Origin of the sequence: Streptomyces sp. NBC_00569 (genome assembly GCF_036345255.1) — a bacterium.
In the GTDB taxonomy this organism is placed as follows: Bacteria; Actinomycetota; Actinomycetes; order Streptomycetales; family Streptomycetaceae; genus Streptomyces.
In genome coordinates this window covers 7,901,872-7,923,249 of sequence record NZ_CP107783.1, presented here as the reverse complement: position 1 = coordinate 7,923,249, position 21,378 = coordinate 7,901,872, and the positions used below count along the sequence as shown (strand labels likewise).

Sequence of the window (21,378 nt, the reverse complement as noted above, 5' to 3'; positions counted from 1 at the left end):
TGCTCGCGCCTCGAACTGCGATGGCGCGGCCGGGTGCGCGGCCCTGGCCCGCCACCCCCGATCCTCCCACGTCCGCGCACCTGACCCGGCCCCCGGTCCATCAGACGGACGCCGGGACGGACACGGCCCGGGTCAGCCGGCGAGTGCCCGCTCCCCCGCCCGGCGCATCGCACCGAGCGGCGCCGGGGCGCGCCCCGTCATCTGCTGGACCTGGAGGACGGCCTGGTGCACCAGCAGGTCGAGCCCGCTGACGACCGCTCCGCCGTACCCGGACCAGCGGGCCGCGAGCTGTGTCGGCCAGGGGTCGTAGAGGACGTCGAAGAGGGTGCCGGGCCGCTCGGGGATGTCGGCGGCGAGGGCGTCCGTGGTGCCGGCGGGCGTCGTGGCGACGACCAGCGGCGCGGTGAGGGCACGCGCCGCGTCCGACCACTTCCCGATCTTCACGTCCACGTCGAGCCGCTCGCCCCACTCGCGCATCTCGGCGGCGCGGGCGTCACTGCGTACGTACGCGACGATCTCGCCGGTGCAGATCCGCGACAGGGCGGCGAGCGCGGAGGAGGCGGTGGCGCCCGCGCCCAGGATCGCGGCGGACTCGGCCTTGTCGATGCCGCGCTCGGCGAGGGCGGCGACCATGCCGGGGATGTCGGTGTTGTCGCCGACCTTGTGCCCGTCCTCGGTGAGGACGACGGTGTTGACGGCCTCGACGGAGGCGGCCGTGTCGCTGATCGTGTCGAGCAGCGGGATCACGGCGCGCTTCAGCGGCATGGTCAGCGAGAGGCCCGCCCACTCGGGCCCGAGCCCGGCGAGGAAGTCGGGCAGAGCCACCTCGTCGACCTCGAAGCGGTCGTAGGACCAGTCCTCCAGGCCCAGTTCCTCGTAGGCGGCACGGTGCAGCACCGGGGAAAGGGAGTGGGCGATGGGCGACCCGAGCACGGCCGCCCTTCTGATTGACGGCATCAGTTCTTCCTCGACGCGTTCCACTTGTCGACCAGCTTCTGGTGTTCCTCGTTCGTCTTGGTGAACTCGCTGGTCTTGCCGTCCATCGAGATGAAGTAGTACCAGCCGTCGCTGGTCGGGTCGACGGCACCCTTCAGAGCTTCCTCGCCCGGGTTTCCGATCGGCCCGGGCGGCAGGCCCTTGTAGTAGTACGTGTTGTAGCGGTTGTCGTACTTGCGCAGCGCGGTGAGGCTCAGATCGATCTTGCTCTGGTTCTTGACGTAGTTGTACGTCGAGTCGAACTCCAGCATGCCGTTCGTCTGCTCGTTGCCGGGCTTGAGGCGGTTGTAGACGACCTCGGCCATCTTGCGGAAGTCGTCGTGGCTGGTGCCTTCGGCCTGCGCGAGGCTCGCCACGGTGATCAGTTGCCACGGACTGTCGAGGCCAAGGCTCTTGGCCTTCTTCTCGACGCCGTAGGCCTCGTACGTCTCCGTCGCCCGCGACACCATCTGCTTCAGGACCGCCTCGGGCTTTCCGCCCTTGGCGACGCCGTAGCTGGACGGGTAGAGGAACCCTTCCAGCGGGTCCTTCACATTCGGCTCGTTCATGGCCCAGGCGGGCAGTCCGAGCTTCTTGTAGTCCTTCTTCGCGACCTTTTGCGTGGTCCCCTTGGCGACGCCGAGCCGCTTGTCGATCTGCTCGTAGACCCACACGTTGCGGCGGCCCTCGGCGATGATCAGGTTGTTCCGGCTGCTCGGGCTGAGCATCATCTCGACCGCGCTTGCGGCCGACATTTCCTTCTCCAGCGTGTATCCGCCGTCCTGAATGGACTTGCCGCGCGGATTCTGCTCCTGCGCCGAAACGAAGGCGTCTACGCTCTTGATGACGCCCGCTTCCTTCAGACGCTGGCCGATGACATAGCCACCCGCACCCTTGGGAATGTCCACGGAAACGGATTCGCCATTTCCGGACCCCGCATAATCCGGCGCCGATCCAAAACGGTTCTGATAGAACTGATACCCGAAATAGCCGACACCGCCGACACCGCCGACGAAGATCACGGTGAGGACCAGGCAGGCGCATCCGCTGCGCCGCTTCTTCGGCTTCTTGCCGCCGCGGCCGCGGCGGCTGCCCCGGTCGCGCGGGTCGTCGTAGTCGTCGCCGTCGTCATCGCCGCCACCGGCGAAGAACGCGTGCTCACCCTGGTCGGGGCCCGGGTCCCAGTTCGTCTCCGGCTCCGCGGCGGCCCCGCGCCGCCCGGGCGGCTCCGGCGGCGGGTACGCGTCGGGGGTGCCGTAGAGATCCGGCTGCTCACCGCCGTACGCGACAGGCTGCTGCTGACCGCCGTACGGGTCCACGGGGTCGGCGCTGTACGGGACATGGCCGTGCTGACCGGTGTCCCAGCCGCCGCCCTGCGGCTGGCCGCCGTACTGCTGACCGCCGCCGTACTGCTGCTGGCCGTGGCCGTACTGGTCGTGCTGACCGGTGCCCCACTCGCCGCCGTGCTGCTGCGGCTGCTGCTGGTGGGACTGGGGATGCTGCTGCGGCTGCTGCGGGTGGGACTGGGGATGCTGCTGCGGCTGCTGCGGGTGGTACTGCCCCTGGCCGCCGTAGGCAGGCTGACCGTCGGCGGCCTGCTGCCCCCACCCCTGGTCCCCGTACAGCGGGTCCTCGGGGTGCCACGGTTCGGAGCCAGGGCCCCGGCCATACTCAGTCATCGATCCCCTACAAGCCGCGAGGCGGCGGCCGCGTCCGGGTGGCAGGGCAACCGTTCCGCCTCTTGATGCTGTGCGGCAGCTGTTCGAACGCCGCCGATCGCGCGGAACGTTACCGTATCGCGATCAGATGCCCACTTCGACGCCCTCGCCCGGAGCTTTACCTGACGCCCGTTCGGACTCCAGTGCCTGCTGGAGAATGACGACCGCGGCCGCCTGGTCGATGACAGACCGGCCCTTTTTGGACTTCACGCCCGAGGCGCGCAGCCCCTGGCTCGCCGTCACTGTGGTCATCCTCTCGTCCACGAGCCGCACGCCGACGGGGGCGATCCCGCCGGCCAGCTCCTGGGCGAACGCGCGGACCTTGACCGCGGCCGGCCCCTCGCCCCCCTTGAGGGAGCGAGGGAGTCCGACGACGACCTCGATCGGCTCGTACTCCTCGACGAGCTGCCGCAACCGCCGGTGAGCGGCCGGGACATCGCGTCCCGGCACGGTCTCCACCGGGGTGGCGAGGATCCCGTCGGGGTCGCACGAGGCGACCCCGATCCGGGCGTCCCCGACGTCGATCGCGAGCCGTCGGCCGCGTCTCATCAGGCGGTTTCCGCGACGAGTCGCTCGACGGAGGCCACGGCGTCACCGATGGCGGCCGGGTTCTGGCCGCCGCCCTGGGCGACGTCCGGCTTGCCGCCACCGCCGCCGCCGAGGGTCTTGGCGGCCGTGCGGACCAGGTCACCGGCCTTCAGACCGCGCTCACGAGCGGCCTCGTTCGTGGCGATGACCGTCAGCGGCTTGCCGTTGACCGTCGTGAACAGGGCCACCACGGCGGGGCGTCCGCCCTGGATGCGGCCCCGCACGTCGAGGACCAGCTTGCGCAGGTCGTCGGCGCCGGTGCCGTCCGGGACCTGACCGGTGACCAGGGCGACCCCGCGCACGTCGGTGGCGCCCGCGGCAAGACCGGCGGCGGCCTGGAGGACCTTCTCCGCGCGGAACTTCTCGATCTCCTTCTCGGCGTCCTTCAGCTTGCCGAGCATCGCCGAGATCTTCTCCGGCAGCTCCTCGGAGCGGCCCTTGACCAGCTCCTGGAGCTGGGCGACGACCGTGTGCTCGCGGGCGAGGAAGTTGTACGCGTCGACGCCGACCAGGGCCTCGATACGACGCACGCCCGAGCCGATGGAGGACTCGCCGAGCAGCTTCACCAGGCCCAGCTGGGCGGTGTTGTGCACGTGCGTGCCACCGCACAGCTCCTTGGAGAAGTCGCCGATGGTGACGACGCGGACGCGCTCTCCGTACTTCTCACCGAACTCGGCGATGGCGCCCTGCTTCTTGGCGTCGTCGATCGACATGACCTCGGCCTGCACGTCGAGTTCACGCGAGAGGACCTCGTTGATCTTCTGCTCGACGTCCGTCATCACGGCCGTGGGCACGGCGGACGGCGAACCGAAGTCGAAGCGGAAGCGGCCGGGCTGGTTCTCCGAACCGGCCTGGGCGGCCGTCGGGCCGAGGGCGTCGCGCAGCGCCTGGTGCGTGAGGTGCGTGGCGGAGTGGGCACGGGCGATGGAGCGGCGGCGTGCCACGTCGATGACGGCCTGGGCCGGGGCGCCGACGGTGACCTCGCCGACCTGGACGACGCCCTTGTGGACGTAGACGCCCGGGACGGGCTTCTGGCAGTCGCGGATCTCGATGACCGCGCCGTTGTCCAGCCTGATGCGGCCGGTGTCGCCGATCTGGCCGCCGCCCTCGGCGTAGAAGGGGGTGCGGTCGAGGACGACCTCGACCTCGTCGCCCTCGGAGGCGGCCGGGGAGGAGACGCCGTTGACCAGCAGGCCGACGATCGTGGACTCGCCCTCGGTCGACGTGTAGCCGATGAAGTCCGTGGCACCGGCGGCGTCCGCGATCTCGCGGTAGGCGCCGACGTTGGCGTGGCCGGTCTTCTTGGCCTGGGCGTCGGCCTTGGCGCGCTCCCGCTGCTCCTTCATCAGGCGCCGGAAGCCGTCCTCGTCCACGGACAGGCCCTGCTCGGCGGCCATCTCCAGGGTGAGGTCGATCGGGAAGCCCCACGTGTCGTGGAGCAGGAACGCCTTGTCGCCGGCCAGGACCGAGCCGCCCGCGGCCTTGGTCTCGGTGACAGCGGTGTCGAGGATGTTCGTGCCGCCCTTGAGGGCCTTGAGGAAGGCGGCCTCTTCGGCGAGGGCGACGGTCTCGATGCGCTTGCGGTCGGTGATGAGCTCCGGGTACTGCTGGCCCATCGTGTCGATCACGACGTCGACGAGGTCCTTGACGACCGGACCGGTGGCGCCCATGAGACGCATGTTGCGGATGGCGCGGCGCATGATGCGGCGCAGGACGTAGCCACGCCCCTCGTTGCCGGGGGTGACTCCGTCACCGATGAGCATCACGGAGGTGCGCATGTGGTCGGCGACCACACGCATCGAGACGTCGGTGTCGTGCTTGTCGCCGTACTGGACACCGGTGAGTTCGGTGGCCTTGTCCATGACGACCCGCAGGGTGTCGGTCTCGTACATGTTCTGTACGCCCTGAAGGATCATGGCGAGACGCTCGAGGCCGAGACCCGTGTCGATGTTCTGCGACGGCAGGTCGCCGAGGATCTCGAAGTCCTCCTTGCCGATGCCGACGCCGCGCTCGTACTGCATGAAGACCAGGTTCCAGATCTCCACGTACCGCTCGTCGTTGACGGCCGGGCCGCCCTCGACGCCGAACTCGGGGCCGCGGTCGTAGTTGATCTCGGAACAGGGGCCGCAGGGGCCGGGGACGCCCATGGACCAGAAGTTGTCCTTCTTGCCCAGGCGCTGGATGCGCTCCTTGGGCACGCCGACGACCTCGTGCCAGATGCGCTCGGCCTCGTCGTCGTCGAGGTAGACCGTGATCCAGAGCTTCTCCGGGTCGAGGCCGTAACCACCGTCCGCCACGGAGCTGGTGAGCAGCTCCCAGGCGTACTTGATGGCGCCTTCCTTGAAGTAGTCGCCGAACGAGAAGTTGCCGCACATCTGGAAGAACGTGCCGTGACGCGTGGTCTTGCCGACCTCTTCGATGTCCGGCGTGCGCACGCACTTCTGCACCGATGTGGCGCGCGGGGCGGGCGGCTTGACCTCGCCGAGGAAGTACGGCTTGAACGGGACCATGCCGGCGGGGACGAGCAGCAGAGTCGGGTCGTCCGCGATGAGCGACGCCGAGGGCACGACCTTGTGGCCACGCTCCTCGAAGAAGCTCAGCCAGCGGCGGCGAATTTCAGCCGACTCCATCAGTGGTCCTCATTCCGGTTGTACGAGTACGTCGTGTTCTCGAGGTACTTGGGGTTGTTCTTCACGTGGTTGTTCTTCACGTGGTTCTCGATGACGGCGAAGCGGCGCTGCGCGGGGAGTTCGGCGTCCACCGGGGCGTTGAGGCCCAGCGCGTCGTCGAGTTCGGCCTCGCGCTCGGCCATACCGTCGCGGACGTCGAGGGCGAAGTCCTTGAGGCGGTGGCCCGCCTCGATCGCCTTGTTCGCGGCCTGCGCGGCGAGGCTCTCCGGCGTCAGCTTCTTCAGCTTGCGGTTGACCTTGGTGGTGGCCCATACGCCGGCGGCTGCGCCCGCGGTGAACCAGAACGTACGGCGGAACATCGCTGCGTCAGTCCCTCTTATTCCGGTTGTTGCGCGTGGCCTGCTTGCTGCGCCGCGCCGACGGGACGGTGCGGCCCACGATCACGGTGCGGCGGGACGGCTTGGCGGGCGCGTCGGCTGCGGAGGCACCCGTGGACTTGCGACCGATCGCGCGGCGCACGCCGTAGCCGAAGGCGGCCACCTTGACGAGCGGGCCACCGAAGGTGGAGGCGACGGTGGAGGACAGCGCCGACGCGTTCGACGTGACTTCCTGGACGTCCGACGCGATGGCGTCGACCCGGTCGATCTGCGTCTGTGCGGAACGCACGGCCGCGGAGGCGTCGGCAAGCAGCGGGACCGCCTGCTCGGTCACATCCGCCACGAGCTTGGTGGTCGCCCTGAGCGTCTGGGCCAGCCTCGCCAGAGCCACCGCGAGGAAGGAGACCAGGATCGCCCAGAAGACGGCCACCAGGATCCCGGCCACCTCTCCACCGGACACTTAGCACCGCTTCCTGAACATCGAAAAGTCGTCCCCCGAGCCTATCGCGCCGGGGTCCGCGCTCCGTACCGGATTACCTCTCGCCGCGGCCGGAGTTACGCGCACCGATTGTACGGAGTGCGTACGGATGAGTACGCTCCGTACTTCATGCGACGCGAACTGCGCCCTGCCGACAGGCCCGAGGGTTCCACCCCTCCCGGCAACCTCCCCCTCGAGCTCAACCGCTTCGTCGGTCGTTCCGCCGAACTCGCGGAGCTCACGCGGGCTCTTGAGGCGGCTCGCCTGGTCACCGTGACCGGTGCCGGCGGAGTCGGAAAGTCCCGCTTCGCCGCGAGAGCGGCCGCCCCGGCCGCGGGGCACCTGGGCTGTGACGCCGTCCGGCGGGTGGACCTCGCCGCCGTGCGCGAGCCGAAGCTGGTCGAGTACGCGCTCGCCGCTGCCCTCGAACTGACCGACCACACGAGCCGCCCGCAGCGCGAGGTCCTTCTCGACCATCTCGGGCAGCGCCAACTCCTGCTCGTCATCGACGGGTTCGAGCATCTCGTCGACGCGTGCGCCTCGCTCGTGACCGAACTGCTCGGCGCGGCGCCGGATCTGCGGATCCTCGCGGTGGGGCGCAGACCCCTGTCCGTGGAAGGGGAACGGATCTTCCCGCTGGCACCGCTCGACACCGCGGACGCGGCCGAGCTCTTCGCGGACCGGGCCGCCGCACTGCTGCCCGGCTTCGCCCTGGACGACGGGAACCGGACGGATGTCGTCGAGGTGTGCGAGCGGCTCGACTGTCTGCCGCTCGCGGTGGAACTGGCGGCGGGGCGGCTGCGGGCACTGTCACCGGCGGACCTGCTCGGCCGGCTCGACGACCGGTTCAGGCTGCTGACGGGCGGCACGCGCGGGGCGCTGCCGCGGCATCAGACGCTGCGGACGGCGATCGGCTGGAGCCATGAGTTGTGCACGGCGCAGGAGCGGCTGCTGTGGGCGCGACTGTCGGTCTTCTCCGGGCAGTTCGACCTGGACGCGGCGGAGTACATCTGCAGCGGGGACGGGCTGCACGCCGACGCGGCCCTCGATGTGCTCTCCGAGCTGATCGCGCAGTCCGTGGTGATCCGCGAGGAGGCGGACTCCGTGGTGCGCTACCGGATGCTCGACACGGTCAGGGCGTACGGCGCGCACTGGCTGGAGGTGTCGGGCGACACCACGCGCATGCGGCGCAGGCACCGCGACTGGTACATGGGTCTGGCCACGTGGGGCGAGCTGGACTGGTTCTCGCCGCGGCAGGCGCAGGTGGCGACGCAGATCGGGGCGGAGCTGCCGAATCTGCGGGCCGCGCTGGAGTTCTGCCTGACGGAGCCGGGCGAGACCCATCTGGGGCAGTACCTCGCGGGCACGCTGTGGTTCTACTGGGCCGGCTGTGGCCATCTGTCGGAGGGACGGCACTGGCTGGAGCGCAGCGTGGAGCTCGACGCGGAGGCCGAGGACGGCGACTACGACTATGCCCGGTCCCGTCTGAAGGCTCTATGGGTGCTCGGCTATGTGGCGATCCTCCAGGGCGACACGGTGCCCGCGCTGGCCGCGCTCCAGGAGTGCCGTGACGAGGCGGAACGAGTCGGCGACGCCACGGCGATCGCGTACGCGGTGCATCGCAGGGGCTGCCTGGCCCTGGTCACGGACGATCTGCCGCGCGCCGAGGAGCTTCTGCGGACGGCCCTCGCCGGGTACCGCGAGATCGGTGAGCTGAACAGCAGCGTGCTGATGGGCCAGGTCGAGCTGGCGATGGCCGTGGCGTTCCAGGGGGATCTGGCCGCGGCGGTCGAGCTGTGCGAGGACGTGCGGCTGGTCTGCGAGGACCACGGCGAGCGATGGACGCTGGCGTACGCGCTGTTCGTCCTGGCGTACGCGGAGTGGACCAAGGGCGATCTGGTGCGGGCGCGGCAGCTGCTGCGCGAGTGCCTCGTCATCGGGGACACGTTCCACGATCTGCTGGGCACGGTCCTGACGATCGAGCTGATGGCGCTCGTCACCGTGACGGAGGGGGACGCGGGCGAGGCGGCGCTGCTCCAGGGTGCGGCGGGCCGGATCTGGCCGTCCGTGGGACTGCCGCTGTTCGGCTCGGCGCACTACAACGCGCCGCACGAGCGGTGTGCCTCGGACGCCCGGGCCATCCTCGGCGACGCGCGGTTCGAGTCGTTCGTGGCGGCCGGGGCGCGCCTGAAGCCCGGGGAGGCTGTTCAGCGGGCACTCGGACGGGACACCGCGTCCCGACCGGCCGTGGTGCCGGGACCGCGTACCGCGCATCCGGCCCCGGAAACGCGCGAACCCGCCGCCTCTCCGACCGTGCAGGGCGGGGAGACGACGGGCTGAAACGCAGGAAGTGCTACGTCCGCCGGATGATCAGCGGGCGTAGTACTCGACGACGAGCTGCTCGTCGCAGATCACGGGGATTTCCTTGCGGTTCGGGTCACGGTCCAGACGGAAGGCCAGGGCCTTCAGGTTGACCTGGAGGTAACGCGGGATCTCGCCGTCGGGGGCGAAGCCACCCTCACGCGCGACCTGGAACAGCGGCTTCTCGCGGCTGCGCTCGCGGACCATCACGACGTCGTCGGGACGGACACGGTACGACGGCTTGTCGACCTTGCCACCGTTGACCTCGATGTGGCCGTGAACGACCATCTGGCGGGCCTGGTAGATCGTGCGGGCGATGCCCGAACGCAGAACCAGGGCGTCGAGACGACGCTCCAGCTCGATGACCAGGGCCTCACCGGTCTTGAGCTGCGTCTTGGCGGCACGCTCGTAGGCGCGGACGAGCTGGCGCTCGGACACGTCGTACTGCGCGCGCAGACGCTGCTTCTCGAGCAGACGGACCTTGTAGTCCGAGTTCTGCTTGCGGCCGCGGCCGTGCTCGCCCGGCGGGTAGGGGCGGGCCTCGAAGTACTTGACGGCCTTCGGGGTCAGCGCGATACCGAGGGCACGCGACTTCTTGACCTTGGGGCGGGACTGGTTCGTCATGAACCAAACACCTCATTGTTCTGTGTGGATACGGCTTCACCAGGGTTAAGGGAGGTCGCATCCGCAGCCGGGGAAACCCGCCTTGTCCTTGCGGACGGGGCAGGCAGCCGCTCCCTGGTCTGGGCACATACGTGCAGCACGCGAGTGGCCCACCGACCGCTTCCCGGGGTCCGGGACGGTGGTGGGCTGCCCGCGACACCTATCGACGGTGCGCGACGCTCCTGGATCCCCATGCCTTGCGGCGTCGGGGTTCCGGCTGCATGTCCCGCTCTGGTGGTGCCGGCCGGGGCCGGACGCGAGACGCAGCGCTTCGGGAAGTTTACAGGGTGGCGAGGAGTGCTGCGGACCGGGGTCGCGCGACCCAAGGAGCGCGGCGAACTGCGCGACCGGCCACGGAACTCCCGCACCCGGCAGCGCACCCGCCGCACACGCTCAGCCCCCGCCGTCGCCGCGCAGCCGCTCCCGCACCCGCTCCACGACGTCCGCGTACCGGGCTTCGCCGCCGTACCGCGTCGGCTCGTAGTACCGCCGGCCGGCAATCGCGTCCGGCGCGTACTGCTGGGCGGCGATGCCTCCGGGGACGTCGTGCGGATACACGTACCCCTGCGCGTGGCCGAGCTTGGCCGCGCCCTTGTAGTGGCCGTCACGCAGGTGGGGCGGGACGGGGCCCGCGAGACCCTTGCGGACGTCCTCCATGGCGGCGCCGATCGCCGTCGTCGCGGAGTTCGACTTCGGGGCGAGGGCGAGGGCGATCGTCGCGTGGCTGAGGGTGAGCGCCGCCTCCGGGAAGCCGATCATCGCGACGGCCTGGGCCGCCGCGACGGCCGTGGGCAGCGCCGTCGGGTCGGCGAGGCCGATGTCCTCGCTCGCGGAGATCATCAGGCGGCGGGCGATGAAGCGGGGGTCCTCGCCGGCCTCGATCATGCGGGCCAGATAGTGCAGGGCCGCGTCCACGTCCGAGCCGCGGATGGACTTGATCAGGGCGCTCGCGACGTCGTAGTGCTGGTCACCGTCACGGTCGTACTTGACCGCGGCGCGGTCGACCGACTCCTCCAGGGTCTGGAGGGTGATCTCCTTCTCCTGCTTGGCGAGGGCCGAGCCCGCGCCCGCCTCCAGCGCCGTGAGCGCCCGGCGCGCGTCGCCGCCCGCGATGCGCAGCAGGTGGCCCTCGGCCTCATCGGGCAGCGTGACCGCGCCACCGAGGCCGCGCTCCTCGGCGAGGGCCCGCCGGAGCAGGGCGCGCAGGTCGTCGTCCGTGAGGGATTCGAGGGTGAGGAGCAGGGAGCGGGACAGGAGCGGGGAGATGATCGAGAAGTACGGGTTCTCGGTGGTCGCCGCGATCAGCGTGACCCAGCGATTCTCGACGGCCGGCAGCAGGGAGTCCTGCTGGGCCTTGCTGAAGCGGTGGATCTCGTCGAGGAAGAGGACGGTCTCCTTGCCGTGGCCACCGAGTGCCCGGCGGGCGCCGTCGATGACGGTCCGCACTTCCTTGACGCCCGCGGTGATCGCGGAGAGCTCGACGAAGCGCTTGTTCGTCGCCTTGGAGACGACGTACGCGAGGGTCGTCTTGCCGATGCCGGGCGGGCCCCAGAGGATCACCGACGAGGGCCCGGCGGGCCCCCCGCCACCCTCCCCCACGAGGCGGCGCAGGGGGGAGCCGGGCTTCAGCAGATGCTGCTGGCCGACGACTTCGTCGAGGGTGCGCGGGCGCATCCGGACGGCCAGGGGGCTGCTGGACGGGTCCTTTTCCTGGCGGTCTTCGGCTGCGGCGGTGAACAGGTCGGGCTCCACGTCGAAAACCCTATGTCACCCCACTGACAATCCCGCCCGGCCCCGTGCAGCAGGGCCCCCGGCCGTGGCTCAGCTGGTCCAGAAGTCCCACCAGCGCGTCAGGATCAGCATCCCGATGACCCCGACGTGCAGCACGGGCAGGACCCACGTGAACTCACCGAAGAACGACCGCAGCCAGGACGGCGCGGGCAGGAACCCGTTGCGCACGTTGAACGACGTCACGTACCAGAACATGACGATCGTGGCGACCCACGCCAGAGAGCACCACAGGCACAGCGAGTTGATCCGGTACAGCGACTGGAACTGCAGCCACGTGCAGAACCCGACCCCGAACAGCGTGCCCGCGTTGAACGTCAGCCAGTACCAGCGCGGGAACCTCGCCCGCCCCAGCAAGCTCATCCCCACACAGATCACGACGGCGTAAGCCGCGAGCCCCAGCATCGGGTTCGGGAACCCGAACACCGACGCCTGGTCGCTCTTCATGATGTTCCCGCAGGACACCACAGGGTTGAGGCTGCAGCCCGGCGTGAAGTTCGGGTCCTCGAGCAGCTTGAACTTGTCGATCGTGATGACCCACGCCGCGAGCAGCCCCGCCGCACCGGTGATCACCAGAAGCAGCGCGAAACCCAGGGAACCCCCGGCGCTACGGGCAGAGCCCGCTCCGTCGTCGCCGGTGGAAGAGGAGGCGCTGTCGCTTGCCGTGGTCGTCTTGCTCATCACGCCGTTCCGTCGCTTGGGGTGGTGGCCTGCTGGCAGCCTCATTCTGCCGCACGCTCCTGTGTGTCCACCGTTCGATGGTCATCAGCATGTACGGCCGACGGTCGCGAAGTGTTCGCTCCGACGGAACACGCCCTGAGATGACGACGACGGACGACGCACACGGCGCGAACGGACAAGGAGCGGGGCACGCGCGTGCCCCGCTCCTTCGACCGCTCCAGGGGCCCGGCTACGCCAGCTTGGCCTTGAGGACGGCCACGATCTCGTCGACCGCCACCGCGTCCTGCTCGCCCGACTCCATGTCCTTGAGCTGGACGACGCCGTCGGCGAGGTCGCGCTCGCCGGCGACGATCGTGAAGCGGGCGCCGCTGCGGTTCGCGTTCTTCATCGCGCCCTTGAGGCCCTTGCCGCCGTACGAGAAGTCGGCGGAGACGCCGGCCCGGCGCAGCTCCGTCACCTTGGAGAACAGGACGCGGCGCGCCTCCTCACCGAGGGGGACGGCGAACACGCTGGTGGTGGAGGGGAGTTCGAGCTCCACGCCCTCCGCCTCGAGCGCCAGGACCGTACGGTCGACGCCGAGCGCCCAGCCGACGGACGGGAGCGACGGGCCGCCGATCATCTCGGAGAGGCCGTCGTAACGGCCGCCGCCACCCACCGCGGACTGCGAGCCGAGACCGTCGTGGACGAACTCGAAGGTGGTGCGCGTGTAGTAGTCGAGGCCGCGGACCAGCTTCTCGTCGTCCTCGTAGGCGACGCCCTCGGCGGTCAGGAGCTCACGCACCTGCTCGTGGTACGCCTTGCAGCCGTCGCACAGGTAGTCGCGCAGCGAGGGCGCGCCGACGAGCTGCTTCTGGACCTCGGGGCGCTTGTCGTCGAGGACGCGCAGCGGGTTGATCTCGGCGCGGCGCAGGGTGTCCTCGTCGAGTTCGAGACCGCGCAGGAAGTCCTGGAGCGCGGCGCGGTAGACCGGCCGGCACTCCTTGTCGCCGAGCGAGTTCAGCAGGATGCGGAAGTCGCGCAGCCCGAGCGAGCGGTACGCCTGGTCGGCCAGGATGATCAGCTCGGCGTCGAGCGCCGGGTCCTCGGCGCCGATCGCCTCGGCGCCGACCTGCGAGAAGTGCCTGTAACGGCCCTTCTGGGGGCGCTCGTAGCGGTAGTACGAGCCGGAGTACCAGAGCTTGACCGGGAGGTTGCCGGCCTTGTGGAGGTTGGCCTCCAGGGCGGCACGCAGCACGGACGCGGTGCCCTCGGGGCGCAGGGCGAGCTTGTCGCCGCCCTTCGTCTCGAAGGCGTACATCTCCTTGGTGACGATGTCGGTGGACTCACCGACACCGCGCGCGAACAGCTCGACGTTCTCGAAGCCGGGCGTCTCGACGTAGCCGTAGCCGGAGTTCCTCAGCGGGGTGGAGATGGCGTCGCGCACCGCGAGGTACTTCGCGGAGTCGGGGGGAAGCAGGTCGTACGTGCCCTTGGGGGCCTGAAAGGTGCTCACGGAAGTCTCTCGTCACATTCCTCGTCGGGGAGCCTCGAAGGAGGTTCCCTGGCCGGCGGCCACCTGCCGCAGATACGGGTTGGTGGCGCGCTCCTGGCCGATGGTCGTCTGGGAGCCGTGCCCGGAGAGCACCACGGTCGAGTCGTCGAGCGGCAGGCACACGCGTGCCAGCGATTCGAGCATGTCGTCCATGGAGCCGCCGGGCAGGTCGGTGCGTCCGATGGAGCCGGCGAAGAGCAGATCCCCGGAGAAGAACACGGACGGGATGTCCGCGCTCTCGGGCATCCTGAAGGCCACCGACCCCTTGGTATGACCCGGCGCGTGCGCCACGGTCAGGTCGAGACCCGCCAGCTTCAGTTCGGTGCCGTCGCTCAGCTCCCGCACGTCGTCGGGCTCCCCCACGGTCAGCTCACCCATCAGCGGCATGCCGATGGAGCGGCCGAGCGCCTTCTCCGGGTCGCTCATCATGTAGCGGTCGGAGGGGTGGATCCACGCCGGGACGTCATGGGCCCCGCACACGGGGACGACGGAGGCGACGTGGTCGATGTGGCCGTGCGTGAGGATGACCGCGACCGGCTTGAGCCGATGCTTCTTGAGCGCGTCCTCGACTCCCTGGGCGGCCTGGTGGCCGGGGTCGATGATCACGCACTCCTCACCCGCGGCGGGGGCAACCAGGTAACAGTTGGTGCCCCAGGCCCCGGCGGGGAACCCGGCAATCAGCACGATCGTCCTTCGTATGTCGTCCGGCGGAAGTGTGTCCGCAGAAGAATGCGGCAGATCAGAGCCTACCGGCGCTGCCGATTCCACAGCTAACCCATATACGGTACGGGGCACACAGCAGGCGGTCGTAACAGGTCCAGTTCAGATCAGGTTCGTCCCGTTCGGATCACTTCGCATCGGTTCGGAATCAGGTCTCGCGACGTACGAGGAGTAGACCCGGTGGTCAGCAACGATCAGCGGCGGCGGCAGCTCGCCCGGGAAAAGTTCTTGCGGCAGCAGCAGCGGCGGGAGTCGGCGCGGCGCAAGGCGCGCACACGCAACACGGTGATCGCATCGGCGTTGGCCGTGGTCGTGGTGGCGGGCGCCGGCGCGTTCGCCGCCGGGGCCTTCGACGGCAAGGACACGAAGGACTCCGCGGCCTCCAAGCCGAGCGCGAGCCCCTCCAAGGCCGCCGACCCGTGCGCGAAGCCCGCCGCGGGCAAGGTGAAGTCGCTCAGCTGGAAGAAGGAGCCGGCGCTCACCATCGACAAGTCGGCCGGCTACACGATGAACCTCGCGACGACGTGTGGCGCCATCGGCATCGACCTCAAGACGAAGGAGGCGCCGCACACGGTGAACTCCTTCAACTTCCTGGCCGGCAAGGGCTTCTTCGACCACACCAAGTGCCACCGGCTCACCACCAACGGCATCTACGTCCTGCAGTGCGGCGACCCCAAGGGAACCGGCGCGGGGGGCCCGGGCTACACGATCCCGGACGAGAACCTCAAGGACAAAAGCCTGAAGGGGAACGTGTACCCGGCGGGCACGATCGCGATGGCGAACACCGGCCAGAAGCACACCGGCGGCAGCCAGTTCTTCCTCGTGTACCAGGACAGTCAGTTGCCGCCGAGCTACACACCGTTCGGGACCATTTCCGATTCCGGCATGAAGGTGCTCAAGAAGATCGCCGCCGCTGGTGAGAGCACCGGGCAGGGCGACGGTGCCCCGAACGCCACCGTCGTGATCGACAAGGCGACCGTGAAGAAATCCTGACCGCCGGCGGTGAAATTTCGGTCGCGCTGGATGCGGACAGCCGCCCCGCCGGTCGCCTATGTTGGCCGTGACGAAACTGTGGACGATGCCCGGGGCCCCAAGGCGCCCCGCAGGCATCATGTGGAGGAGGCGCTGTGAGCAGCGACCCGTGGGGCCGCGTCGACGAGACGGGGACCGTGTACGTGCGTTCGGCCGACGGCAGCGAGCGTGAAGTCGGTTCGTGGCAGGCAGGTTCTCCTGACGAGGCCCTCGCCTACTTCAAGCGCAAGTACGACGGCCTGGTCGTCGAGATCGGGCTCCTCGAGCGCCGGGTGCAGACGACCGACCTGTCGGCGAAGGACGCCACGACCGCCATCGAGCACCTGCGCGAGCAGGTGACGGACGCGCACGCCGTCGGCGATCTGGAAGCTCTGGGCAAGCGTCTGGACAAGCTCGTCGAGACCGTCGACGCGCGCCGCGAGGAGCGCAAGGTCCAGAAGGCGAAGCAGTCCGACGAGGCGCGGCACGCCAAGGAGGCCCTGGTCACCGAGGCCGAGGAGCTCGCCCAGAGCGAGCAGTGGCGCTCGGCCGGTGAGCGGCTGCGGGCGCTGGTGGACACCTGGAAGGGTCTGCCGCGTCTGGACCGCAAGTCGGACGACGAGCTGTGGCACCGCTTCTCGCACGCGCGCTCGGCGTTCTCGAAGCGCCGCAAGGCGCACTTCGCCTCGCTGGACGCGCAGCGCGAGGACGCCCGCCAGGCCAAGGAGAAGCTGGTCGCCGAGGCCGAGTCGCTGTCGGGCTCGACCGACTGGGGCACCACGGCCGCCCGGTACCGCGAGCTGATGACGGACTGGAAGGCCGCGGGCCGCGCCCAGCGCGAGCACGAGGACGACCTGTGGAACCGCTTCCGCGGCGCCCAGGACGTGTTCTTCGCGGCCCGCAGCTCGGTCTTCGCCGAGCGGGACGCCGAGCAGGGCGAGAACCTCAAGCTCAAGGAGGAGCTCGCCGACGAGGCCGAGAAGCTCCTGCCGATCGGGGACCTGAAGACGGCCCGCGCCGCCTTCCGCTCGATCAACGAGCGCTGGGAGGCCATCGGCCACGTGCCACGCGACGCGCGTCCGAAGGTCGAGGGCCGGATGCACGCCGTGGAGCGGGCTCTTCAGGAGTCCGAGGAGACCGAGTGGCGCCGTACGAACCCGGAGGCACGCGCGCGTGCCGAGGGGCTCACCGGTCAGCTCCAGGCCGCGGTCGACAAGCTGCGGGGCCAGGTCGACGCGGCCCGCGCGCAGGGCAACAACGCGAAGGCCGACAAGCTCGAGCGTGAGCTCGACGGCCGTCAGGCGCTGCTCGACCAGGCAGTCAAGGGCCTGCACGAGTTCGGCGGCTGAGCAGTCATCACATGAGAGGGGCCCCCGGCGCTGAGCGCCGGGGGCCCCTCTCATGTCGGTTCGACTACGGCCTGCGTGCCGACGTCACGCGGTAGACGTCGTAGACGCCCTCCACTCCCCTGACCGCCTTCAGGACGTGACCGAGGTGCTTGGGGTCGCCCATCTCGAAGGTGAAGCGGGAGGTGGCCACCCGGTCGCGGGACGTCTGCACGGCCGCGGACAGGATGTTGACGTGCTGGTCGGACAGGACCCTGGTGACGTCCGAGAGCAGTCGCGAGCGATCGAGGGCCTCCACCTGTATGGCGACCAGGAAGACCGAGGACTGCGTGGGTGCCCACTCGACCTCGAGGATCCGCTCGGGCTCGCGGGACAGCGACTCGACGTTCACACAGTCGCTGCGGTGCACCGAGACTCCGCTGCCGCGCGTGACGAAGCCGATGATGGGGTCGCCGGGGACGGGCGTACAGCAGCGGGCCAGCTTGACCCACACGTCGTCGACGCCCTTGACGACCACGCCTGGATCGGCGTTCGCACGGCGCTTGCGGCCGCGCGACGGGGGTGCGCTCTCGGCGATGTCCTCGTTGGCGGCCTCCTCGCCGCCGAGGGCCTGCACGAGCTTCTGGACGACGCTCTGCGCGGTGACGTGGCCTTCGCCGATCGCCGCGTACAGGGACGAGATGTCGGGGTAGCGCATCTCGTGCGCGAGCGTGACGAGGGAGTCGCCCGTCAGGATGCGCTGGATCGGCAGGTTCTGCTTGCGCATGGCCCGCGCGATGGCGTCCTTGCCCTGCTCGATCGCTTCGTCGCGGCGCTCCTTGGAGAACCAGGCGCGGATCTTGTTGCGCGCGCGGGGCGACTTGACGAAGCCCAGCCAGTCCCGCGAGGGCCCGGCGCCGGCCGCCTTGGAGGTGAAGACCTCCACCAGATCGCCGTTGTCCAGGGTCGATTCGAGCGGTACGAGCCGCCCGTTGACCCGGGCTCCTATGGTGCGGTGGCCGACCTCGGTGTGGACCGCGTAGGAGAAGTCGACGGGGGTCGCTCCGGCCGGGAGCGCTATGACGTCGCCCTTCGGCGTGAAGACGAAGACCTCGTTGCGCGAGAGGTCGAAGCGCAGGGACTCCAGGAACTCGCCCGGGTCCTCCGTCTCCTTCTGCCAGTCGAGCAACTGGCGCAGCCACGCCATGTCGTTGAGGTGGTCGTCCTTGCCGGTGGCCTTCGGCTGGTCGCTGCGCACCTTGGAGGCGCCGGCGACGGCCTCCTGCTTGTACTTCCAGTGCGCGGCGATGCCGTACTCGGCGCGGCGGTGCATGTCGAACGTACGGATCTGGAGTTCGACGGGCTTGCCGTTGGGGCCGATCACCGTCGTGTGCAGCGACTGGTACATGTTGAACTTGGGCATCGCGATGTAGTCCTTGAACCGGCCGGGGACCGGGTTCCATCGCGCGTGCACCGTGCCGAGGGCCGCGTAGCAGTCCCTCACCGTGTCGACCAGGACACGGATGCCCACCAGGTCGTAGATCTCCGCGAAGTCACGGCCGCGGACGATCATCTTCTGGTAGACGCTGTAGTAGTGCTTCGGGCGGCCGGTGACGGTCGCCTTGATGCGGGCGGCGCGCAGGTCGCTCTGCACCTCGTCGGTCACTATGGCGAGGTACTCGTCGCGCTTGGGCGCGCGCTCGGCCACCAGACGCACGATCTCGTCGTACATCTTGGGGTAGAGGATCGCGAAGGCGAGGTCCTCCAGCTCCCACTTGATGGTGTTCATGCCCAGGCGGTGCGCCAGCGGAGCGTAGATCTCCAGCGTCTCGCGGGCCTTCTTCTCCTGCTTCTCGCGCTTGAGGTAGCGCATCGTGCGCATGTTGTGCAGGCGGTCGGCGAGCTTGATGACCAGGACGCGCGGGTCCTTGGCCATCGCGACGACCATCTTGCGCACGGTCTCGGCCTGTGCGGCCTCGCCGAACTTGACCTTGTCGAGCTTGGTGACGCCGTCGACGAGGAGGGCGACCTGGTCACCGAAGTCGCGGCGCAGGGTGTCCAGGCCGTACTCGGTGTCCTCGACGGTGTCGTGCAGCAGGCCCGCCATGAGCGTCGCGGGGTCCATGCCGAGCTCGGCGAGGATCGTCGTCACGGCCAGCGGGTGCGTGATGTACGGGTCGCCGCTCTTGCGCTTCTGGCCACGGTGCCAGCGCTCGGCGACCTGGTAGGCCCGCTCGACCTGGCGGAGCGTGGACGTCTCGATCTTCGGGTCGTTGCTGCGCACTATCCGCAGCAGCGGCTCGAGAACGGGGTTGTACGGGTTCGAGCGCTGCACGCCGAGACGGGCGAGGCGGGCGCGGACGCGGTTCGAGGAGCCGGAGCGGGCGGGCTGGCCTGCCGCGGGGCGCACCACGGGCGGCGTGGGCGGTGCGGCCGGAGCCGGGGCGGCGGCAGCGGGCCCGGGGGCCGGGCTCTTGCCGGCGGGGGGCTTGGGGCGCGGCTGCTGCTCGGCCGTCCTGCCCTGCGGGGTGCCGGTGGAGCTCTGCCCGGTCTGGCCGGTCTTCCCGGGCTTCGCGGGCACGCCTGCGGGAGCCGCGGCCTGGTCGGCCTTCTGGTCGGGCTTGGCGGCTGTGGGTACCCCCACGCGCTCGGCGCTGGGGGAGAGTGGCTTGGCCTCGTCTGGCAACGGCGCTCCTCGTGCGCGACGGGTCCCCCGTTCAGGTCCCGGAGAGCCCATGGTATCGACACTGGGCCGCCCGCTCGCCTTCGGCCGGTGGGACGGCCTTCAACAGGGCAAACGCAAAAGGCGGGCACCGGATTCCTCCGGGCCCGCCCTTACGCCTGTGACCAGGTGTTCAGACCTTGAGCAGTGCGTCCAGCGGGGCGCCGTCAAGAGCCGGAAGCAGCCGTTCGCGGCCGCCCAGGAAACCCAGCTCCATCAGGACGGCGATGCCGGCGACCTCGGCGCCCGCGCGCCGGATGAGCCGCACCGACGCCTCGGCCGTGCCGCCCGTGGCGAGGACGTCGTCGATCACCATGACGCGGTCGCCCGTGACCAGGTCCTCGGCGTGCACCTCGATCTCGGCCGACCCGTACTCCAGGTCGTACGACTGGCTGAGTGTCGCCCCGGGGAGCTTGCCCGCCTTGCGTACGGGGATGAAGCCGAGCCCGGCGCGTACGGCGGCGGGGGCGCCCAGGATGAACCCGCGCGCCTCCAGGCCGACCACCTTGGTGGCGCCGTTGGCGACACAGAGCGCCGCGAGGGCGTCGGTCAGTGCCGTGAAGGCCGACGGGTCCGCCAGGAGCGGGGTGATGTCCTTGAACATCACGCCCGGCTCCGGGTAGTCCGGCACATCGCGGATGCGGCTGTGGAGCAGCGCCGAGAGTTCTGCGAGCTCGGTCATCGACGCTTCCCCGAGGGCCGGCCGCGGCCGCGGTTGCGCGACGCGGGCTGGTGGCGGGGGCCGACGACCGCGGCGCCCTCGTCGTCGTCCGACAGGTCGTCGTCGAAGTCGTCGCCCTCACCCTGTGTTGCCGGGGCCTCGGCGGACTCGCCCTTGGCGGCCGCCGCGGCGCGCTTGGCGAGCACGCGCTTCTTCAGGGCCTTGATCTGCGGGTCGCGTTCCTTGAGGTCGGCGACGAGCGGAGTGGCGATGAAGATCGACGAGTACGCACCGGCCGCGAGACCGACGAACAGCGACAGCGAGATGTCGTTGAGCATGCCGGCGCCGAGGAAACCGCCACCGATGAACAGCAGGCCCGCCACCGGCAGCAGCGCGACGACCGTGGTGTTGATCGAACGCACCAGGGTGCCGTTGATGGAGCGGTTGGCGATCTCGCTGTACGTGTAGCGGGTCTGCTTGGTGATGTCCTTCGTGCCCTCCTTCAAGGAGTCGAAGACGACCACCGTGTCGTAGAGCGAGTAACCGAGGATGGTCAGCAGACCGATCACCGTACCCGTGGTGACCTCGAAGCCGACCAGGGCGTAGATACCGACCGTGATTGTGATGTCGTGGATCAGTGCGACCAGGGCCGCGATGGCCATGCGCCACTCGAAGGCGATGGCCAGATAGATCACCACGAGGATCATGAACACGATCAGGCCGGTCCATGCCTTGTTGGCGATCGTCTCGCCCCAGCTGGGTCCGACGAGGTCGGCGTTGATCTTCGCCTCGGGGACGTTCAGGTCCTTGGCGAGTTCGGTCTTGATCTGGTCGGACTTGGCGGTGTCCACGCCGGAGATCTGGATGCGCAGACCGCCGGTGCCGAGCTCCTGGACGATCGCGTCGTGCCCGGAGGCCGCTTCGGCGGAGCGCTCCGCCGAACCCGCGGAGACGCTGGTCTTCGGAGTGGTGAAGACCGCGCCGCCCTCGAACTCGATGCCCATGTTCAGACCACGCACCGCCAGGCCGACGATGGCCGTGATGGTGATCAGGATCGAGATGCCGTACCAGATCTTGCGCTTACCGATGAAGTCGTAGCCGACTTCACCGCGGATGAGCCGGGCGCCGAGATGGCCGAGCTTCGACATC

The 21,378-nt window shown here is 69.7% G+C and carries 17 protein-coding genes; 3 read left to right on the top strand and 14 right to left on the bottom strand.

What is annotated here, in order from left to right; all coding sequences use genetic code 11:
• Nucleotides 1-132: 132 nt before the first annotated feature.
• The 6 genes from OHO83_RS35690 to OHO83_RS35665 all read right to left on the bottom strand — a co-directional run bounded on the left by OHO83_RS35690 (nucleotide 133) and on the right by OHO83_RS35665 (nucleotide 6,748).
• A complete protein-coding gene (locus OHO83_RS35690) occupies nucleotides 133-957 on the bottom strand; it encodes a shikimate dehydrogenase (protein WP_330280289.1) in 825 nt (274 codons plus the stop codon).
• The gene (gene mltG, locus OHO83_RS35685) at nucleotides 957-2,654 is read right to left on the bottom strand and encodes an endolytic transglycosylase MltG (RefSeq protein ID WP_330280288.1); all 1,698 of its coding nucleotides are present in this window, start codon (nucleotides 2,652-2,654) and stop codon (nucleotides 957-959) included. The genes OHO83_RS35690 and mltG overlap by 1 nt, the downstream gene beginning before the upstream one ends.
• 123 nt (nucleotides 2,655-2,777) lie before the next feature.
• On the bottom strand, nucleotides 2,778-3,242 hold the full coding sequence (gene ruvX / locus OHO83_RS35680; protein ID WP_266668385.1) for a Holliday junction resolvase RuvX: 465 nt from the start codon (nucleotides 3,240-3,242) through the stop codon (nucleotides 2,778-2,780).
• A complete protein-coding gene (gene alaS / locus OHO83_RS35675; protein ID WP_266668387.1) occupies nucleotides 3,242-5,911 on the bottom strand; it encodes an alanine--tRNA ligase in 2,670 nt (889 codons plus the stop codon). The genes ruvX and alaS overlap by 1 nt, the downstream gene beginning before the upstream one ends.
• Nucleotides 5,911-6,270 (bottom strand): DUF6167 family protein, encoded by a 360-nt coding sequence (locus OHO83_RS35670; protein WP_116503396.1) that lies wholly within the window; start codon nucleotides 6,268-6,270, stop codon nucleotides 5,911-5,913. Before OHO83_RS35670 ends, alaS begins: the two co-directional genes overlap by 1 nt.
• A 7-nt stretch (nucleotides 6,271-6,277) precedes the next feature.
• Nucleotides 6,278-6,748 carry a DUF948 domain-containing protein gene (locus OHO83_RS35665; RefSeq protein WP_266668390.1) on the bottom strand — a complete coding sequence of 157 codons (471 nt, stop codon included), beginning with the start codon at nucleotides 6,746-6,748 and terminating at the stop codon, nucleotides 6,278-6,280.
• Nucleotides 6,749-6,895: 147 nt separating this feature from the next.
• Between OHO83_RS35665 and OHO83_RS35660 the strand changes: the two genes are divergently transcribed.
• Nucleotides 6,896-9,106, top strand: a complete 2,211-nt coding sequence (locus OHO83_RS35660) for an ATP-binding protein (RefSeq protein WP_330280287.1) — start codon at nucleotides 6,896-6,898, stop codon at nucleotides 9,104-9,106.
• A 30-nt stretch (nucleotides 9,107-9,136) separates the two neighbouring features.
• Here OHO83_RS35660 and rpsD read toward each other — a convergent pair whose 3' ends face one another.
• From rpsD to OHO83_RS35635, 5 genes are all read right to left on the bottom strand, one after another.
• On the bottom strand, nucleotides 9,137-9,751 hold the full coding sequence (rpsD, locus tag OHO83_RS35655; protein ID WP_100597404.1) for a 30S ribosomal protein S4: 615 nt from the start codon (nucleotides 9,749-9,751) through the stop codon (nucleotides 9,137-9,139).
• A gap of 432 nt (nucleotides 9,752-10,183) precedes the next feature.
• Nucleotides 10,184-11,542, bottom strand: coding sequence for a replication-associated recombination protein A (locus OHO83_RS35650; RefSeq protein WP_266668395.1), 1,359 nt, complete (start codon nucleotides 11,540-11,542; stop codon nucleotides 10,184-10,186).
• Between the two features lie 69 nt (nucleotides 11,543-11,611).
• Entirely contained in the window at nucleotides 11,612-12,259 is a 648-nt protein-coding gene (locus tag OHO83_RS35645) for a vitamin K epoxide reductase family protein (RefSeq protein WP_330280286.1), read from the bottom strand.
• 229 nt (nucleotides 12,260-12,488) lie between these two features.
• Complete coding sequence (gene hisS / locus OHO83_RS35640; protein ID WP_329436072.1) at nucleotides 12,489-13,751, bottom strand: histidine--tRNA ligase; 1,263 nt, start codon at nucleotides 13,749-13,751, stop codon at nucleotides 12,489-12,491.
• A 12-nt stretch (nucleotides 13,752-13,763) separates the two neighbouring features.
• Nucleotides 13,764-14,474, bottom strand: coding sequence for an MBL fold metallo-hydrolase (locus OHO83_RS35635; protein ID WP_266668401.1), 711 nt, complete (start codon nucleotides 14,472-14,474; stop codon nucleotides 13,764-13,766).
• A 216-nt stretch (nucleotides 14,475-14,690) separates the two neighbouring features.
• Between OHO83_RS35635 and OHO83_RS35630 the strand changes: the two genes are divergently transcribed.
• Both OHO83_RS35630 and OHO83_RS35625 read left to right on the top strand, forming a co-directional pair.
• Nucleotides 14,691-15,503 carry a peptidylprolyl isomerase gene (locus tag OHO83_RS35630; RefSeq protein WP_330280285.1) on the top strand — a complete coding sequence of 271 codons (813 nt, stop codon included), beginning with the start codon at nucleotides 14,691-14,693 and terminating at the stop codon, nucleotides 15,501-15,503.
• Between the two features lie 134 nt (nucleotides 15,504-15,637).
• Entirely contained in the window at nucleotides 15,638-16,870 is a 1,233-nt protein-coding gene (locus OHO83_RS35625) for a DUF349 domain-containing protein (RefSeq protein WP_266668405.1), read from the top strand.
• 64 nt (nucleotides 16,871-16,934) lie between these two features.
• Here the strand turns inward: OHO83_RS35625 and OHO83_RS35620 are convergent, their stop codons facing one another.
• The 3 genes from OHO83_RS35620 to secF all read right to left on the bottom strand — a co-directional run bounded on the left by OHO83_RS35620 (nucleotide 16,935) and on the right by secF (nucleotide 21,377).
• Nucleotides 16,935-19,532: a RelA/SpoT family protein gene (locus tag OHO83_RS35620; protein WP_329436069.1), complete on the bottom strand. Its 2,598-nt coding sequence runs from the start codon at nucleotides 19,530-19,532 to the stop codon at nucleotides 16,935-16,937.
• A 169-nt stretch (nucleotides 19,533-19,701) separates the two neighbouring features.
• On the bottom strand, nucleotides 19,702-20,250 hold the full coding sequence (locus OHO83_RS35615; protein WP_266668409.1) for an adenine phosphoribosyltransferase: 549 nt from the start codon (nucleotides 20,248-20,250) through the stop codon (nucleotides 19,702-19,704).
• Entirely contained in the window at nucleotides 20,247-21,377 is a 1,131-nt protein-coding gene (gene secF / locus OHO83_RS35610; protein WP_266668411.1) for a protein translocase subunit SecF, read from the bottom strand. Before secF ends, OHO83_RS35615 begins: the two co-directional genes overlap by 4 nt.
• Nucleotide 21,378 lies beyond the last annotated feature (1 nt).

What these genes read in the sequence shown, in the direction of transcription:
- OHO83_RS35660 (WP_330280287.1), top strand. Translation starts at nt 6,896, where the DNA reads ATGCGACGCGAACTGCGCCCTGCCGACAGGCCCGAGGGTTCCACCCCT.
- ruvX (WP_266668385.1), bottom strand. Translation starts at nt 3,242, where the DNA reads ATGAGACGCGGCCGACGGCTCGCGATCGACGTCGGGGACGCCCGGATC.
- OHO83_RS35670 (WP_116503396.1), bottom strand. Translation starts at nt 6,270, where the DNA reads ATGTTCCGCCGTACGTTCTGGTTCACCGCGGGCGCAGCCGCCGGCGTA.
- rpsD (WP_100597404.1), bottom strand. Translation starts at nt 9,751, where the DNA reads ATGACGAACCAGTCCCGCCCCAAGGTCAAGAAGTCGCGTGCCCTCGGT.
- OHO83_RS35645 (WP_330280286.1), bottom strand. Translation starts at nt 12,259, where the DNA reads ATGAGCAAGACGACCACGGCAAGCGACAGCGCCTCCTCTTCCACCGGC.
- OHO83_RS35615 (WP_266668409.1), bottom strand. Translation starts at nt 20,250, where the DNA reads ATGACCGAGCTCGCAGAACTCTCGGCGCTGCTCCACAGCCGCATCCGC.
- OHO83_RS35690 (WP_330280289.1), bottom strand. Translation starts at nt 957, where the DNA reads ATGCCGTCAATCAGAAGGGCGGCCGTGCTCGGGTCGCCCATCGCCCAC.
- alaS (WP_266668387.1), bottom strand. Translation starts at nt 5,911, where the DNA reads ATGGAGTCGGCTGAAATTCGCCGCCGCTGGCTGAGCTTCTTCGAGGAG.
- mltG (WP_330280288.1), bottom strand. Translation starts at nt 2,654, where the DNA reads ATGACTGAGTATGGCCGGGGCCCTGGCTCCGAACCGTGGCACCCCGAG.
- secF (WP_266668411.1), bottom strand. Translation starts at nt 21,377, where the DNA reads ATGTCGAAGCTCGGCCATCTCGGCGCCCGGCTCATCCGCGGTGAAGTC.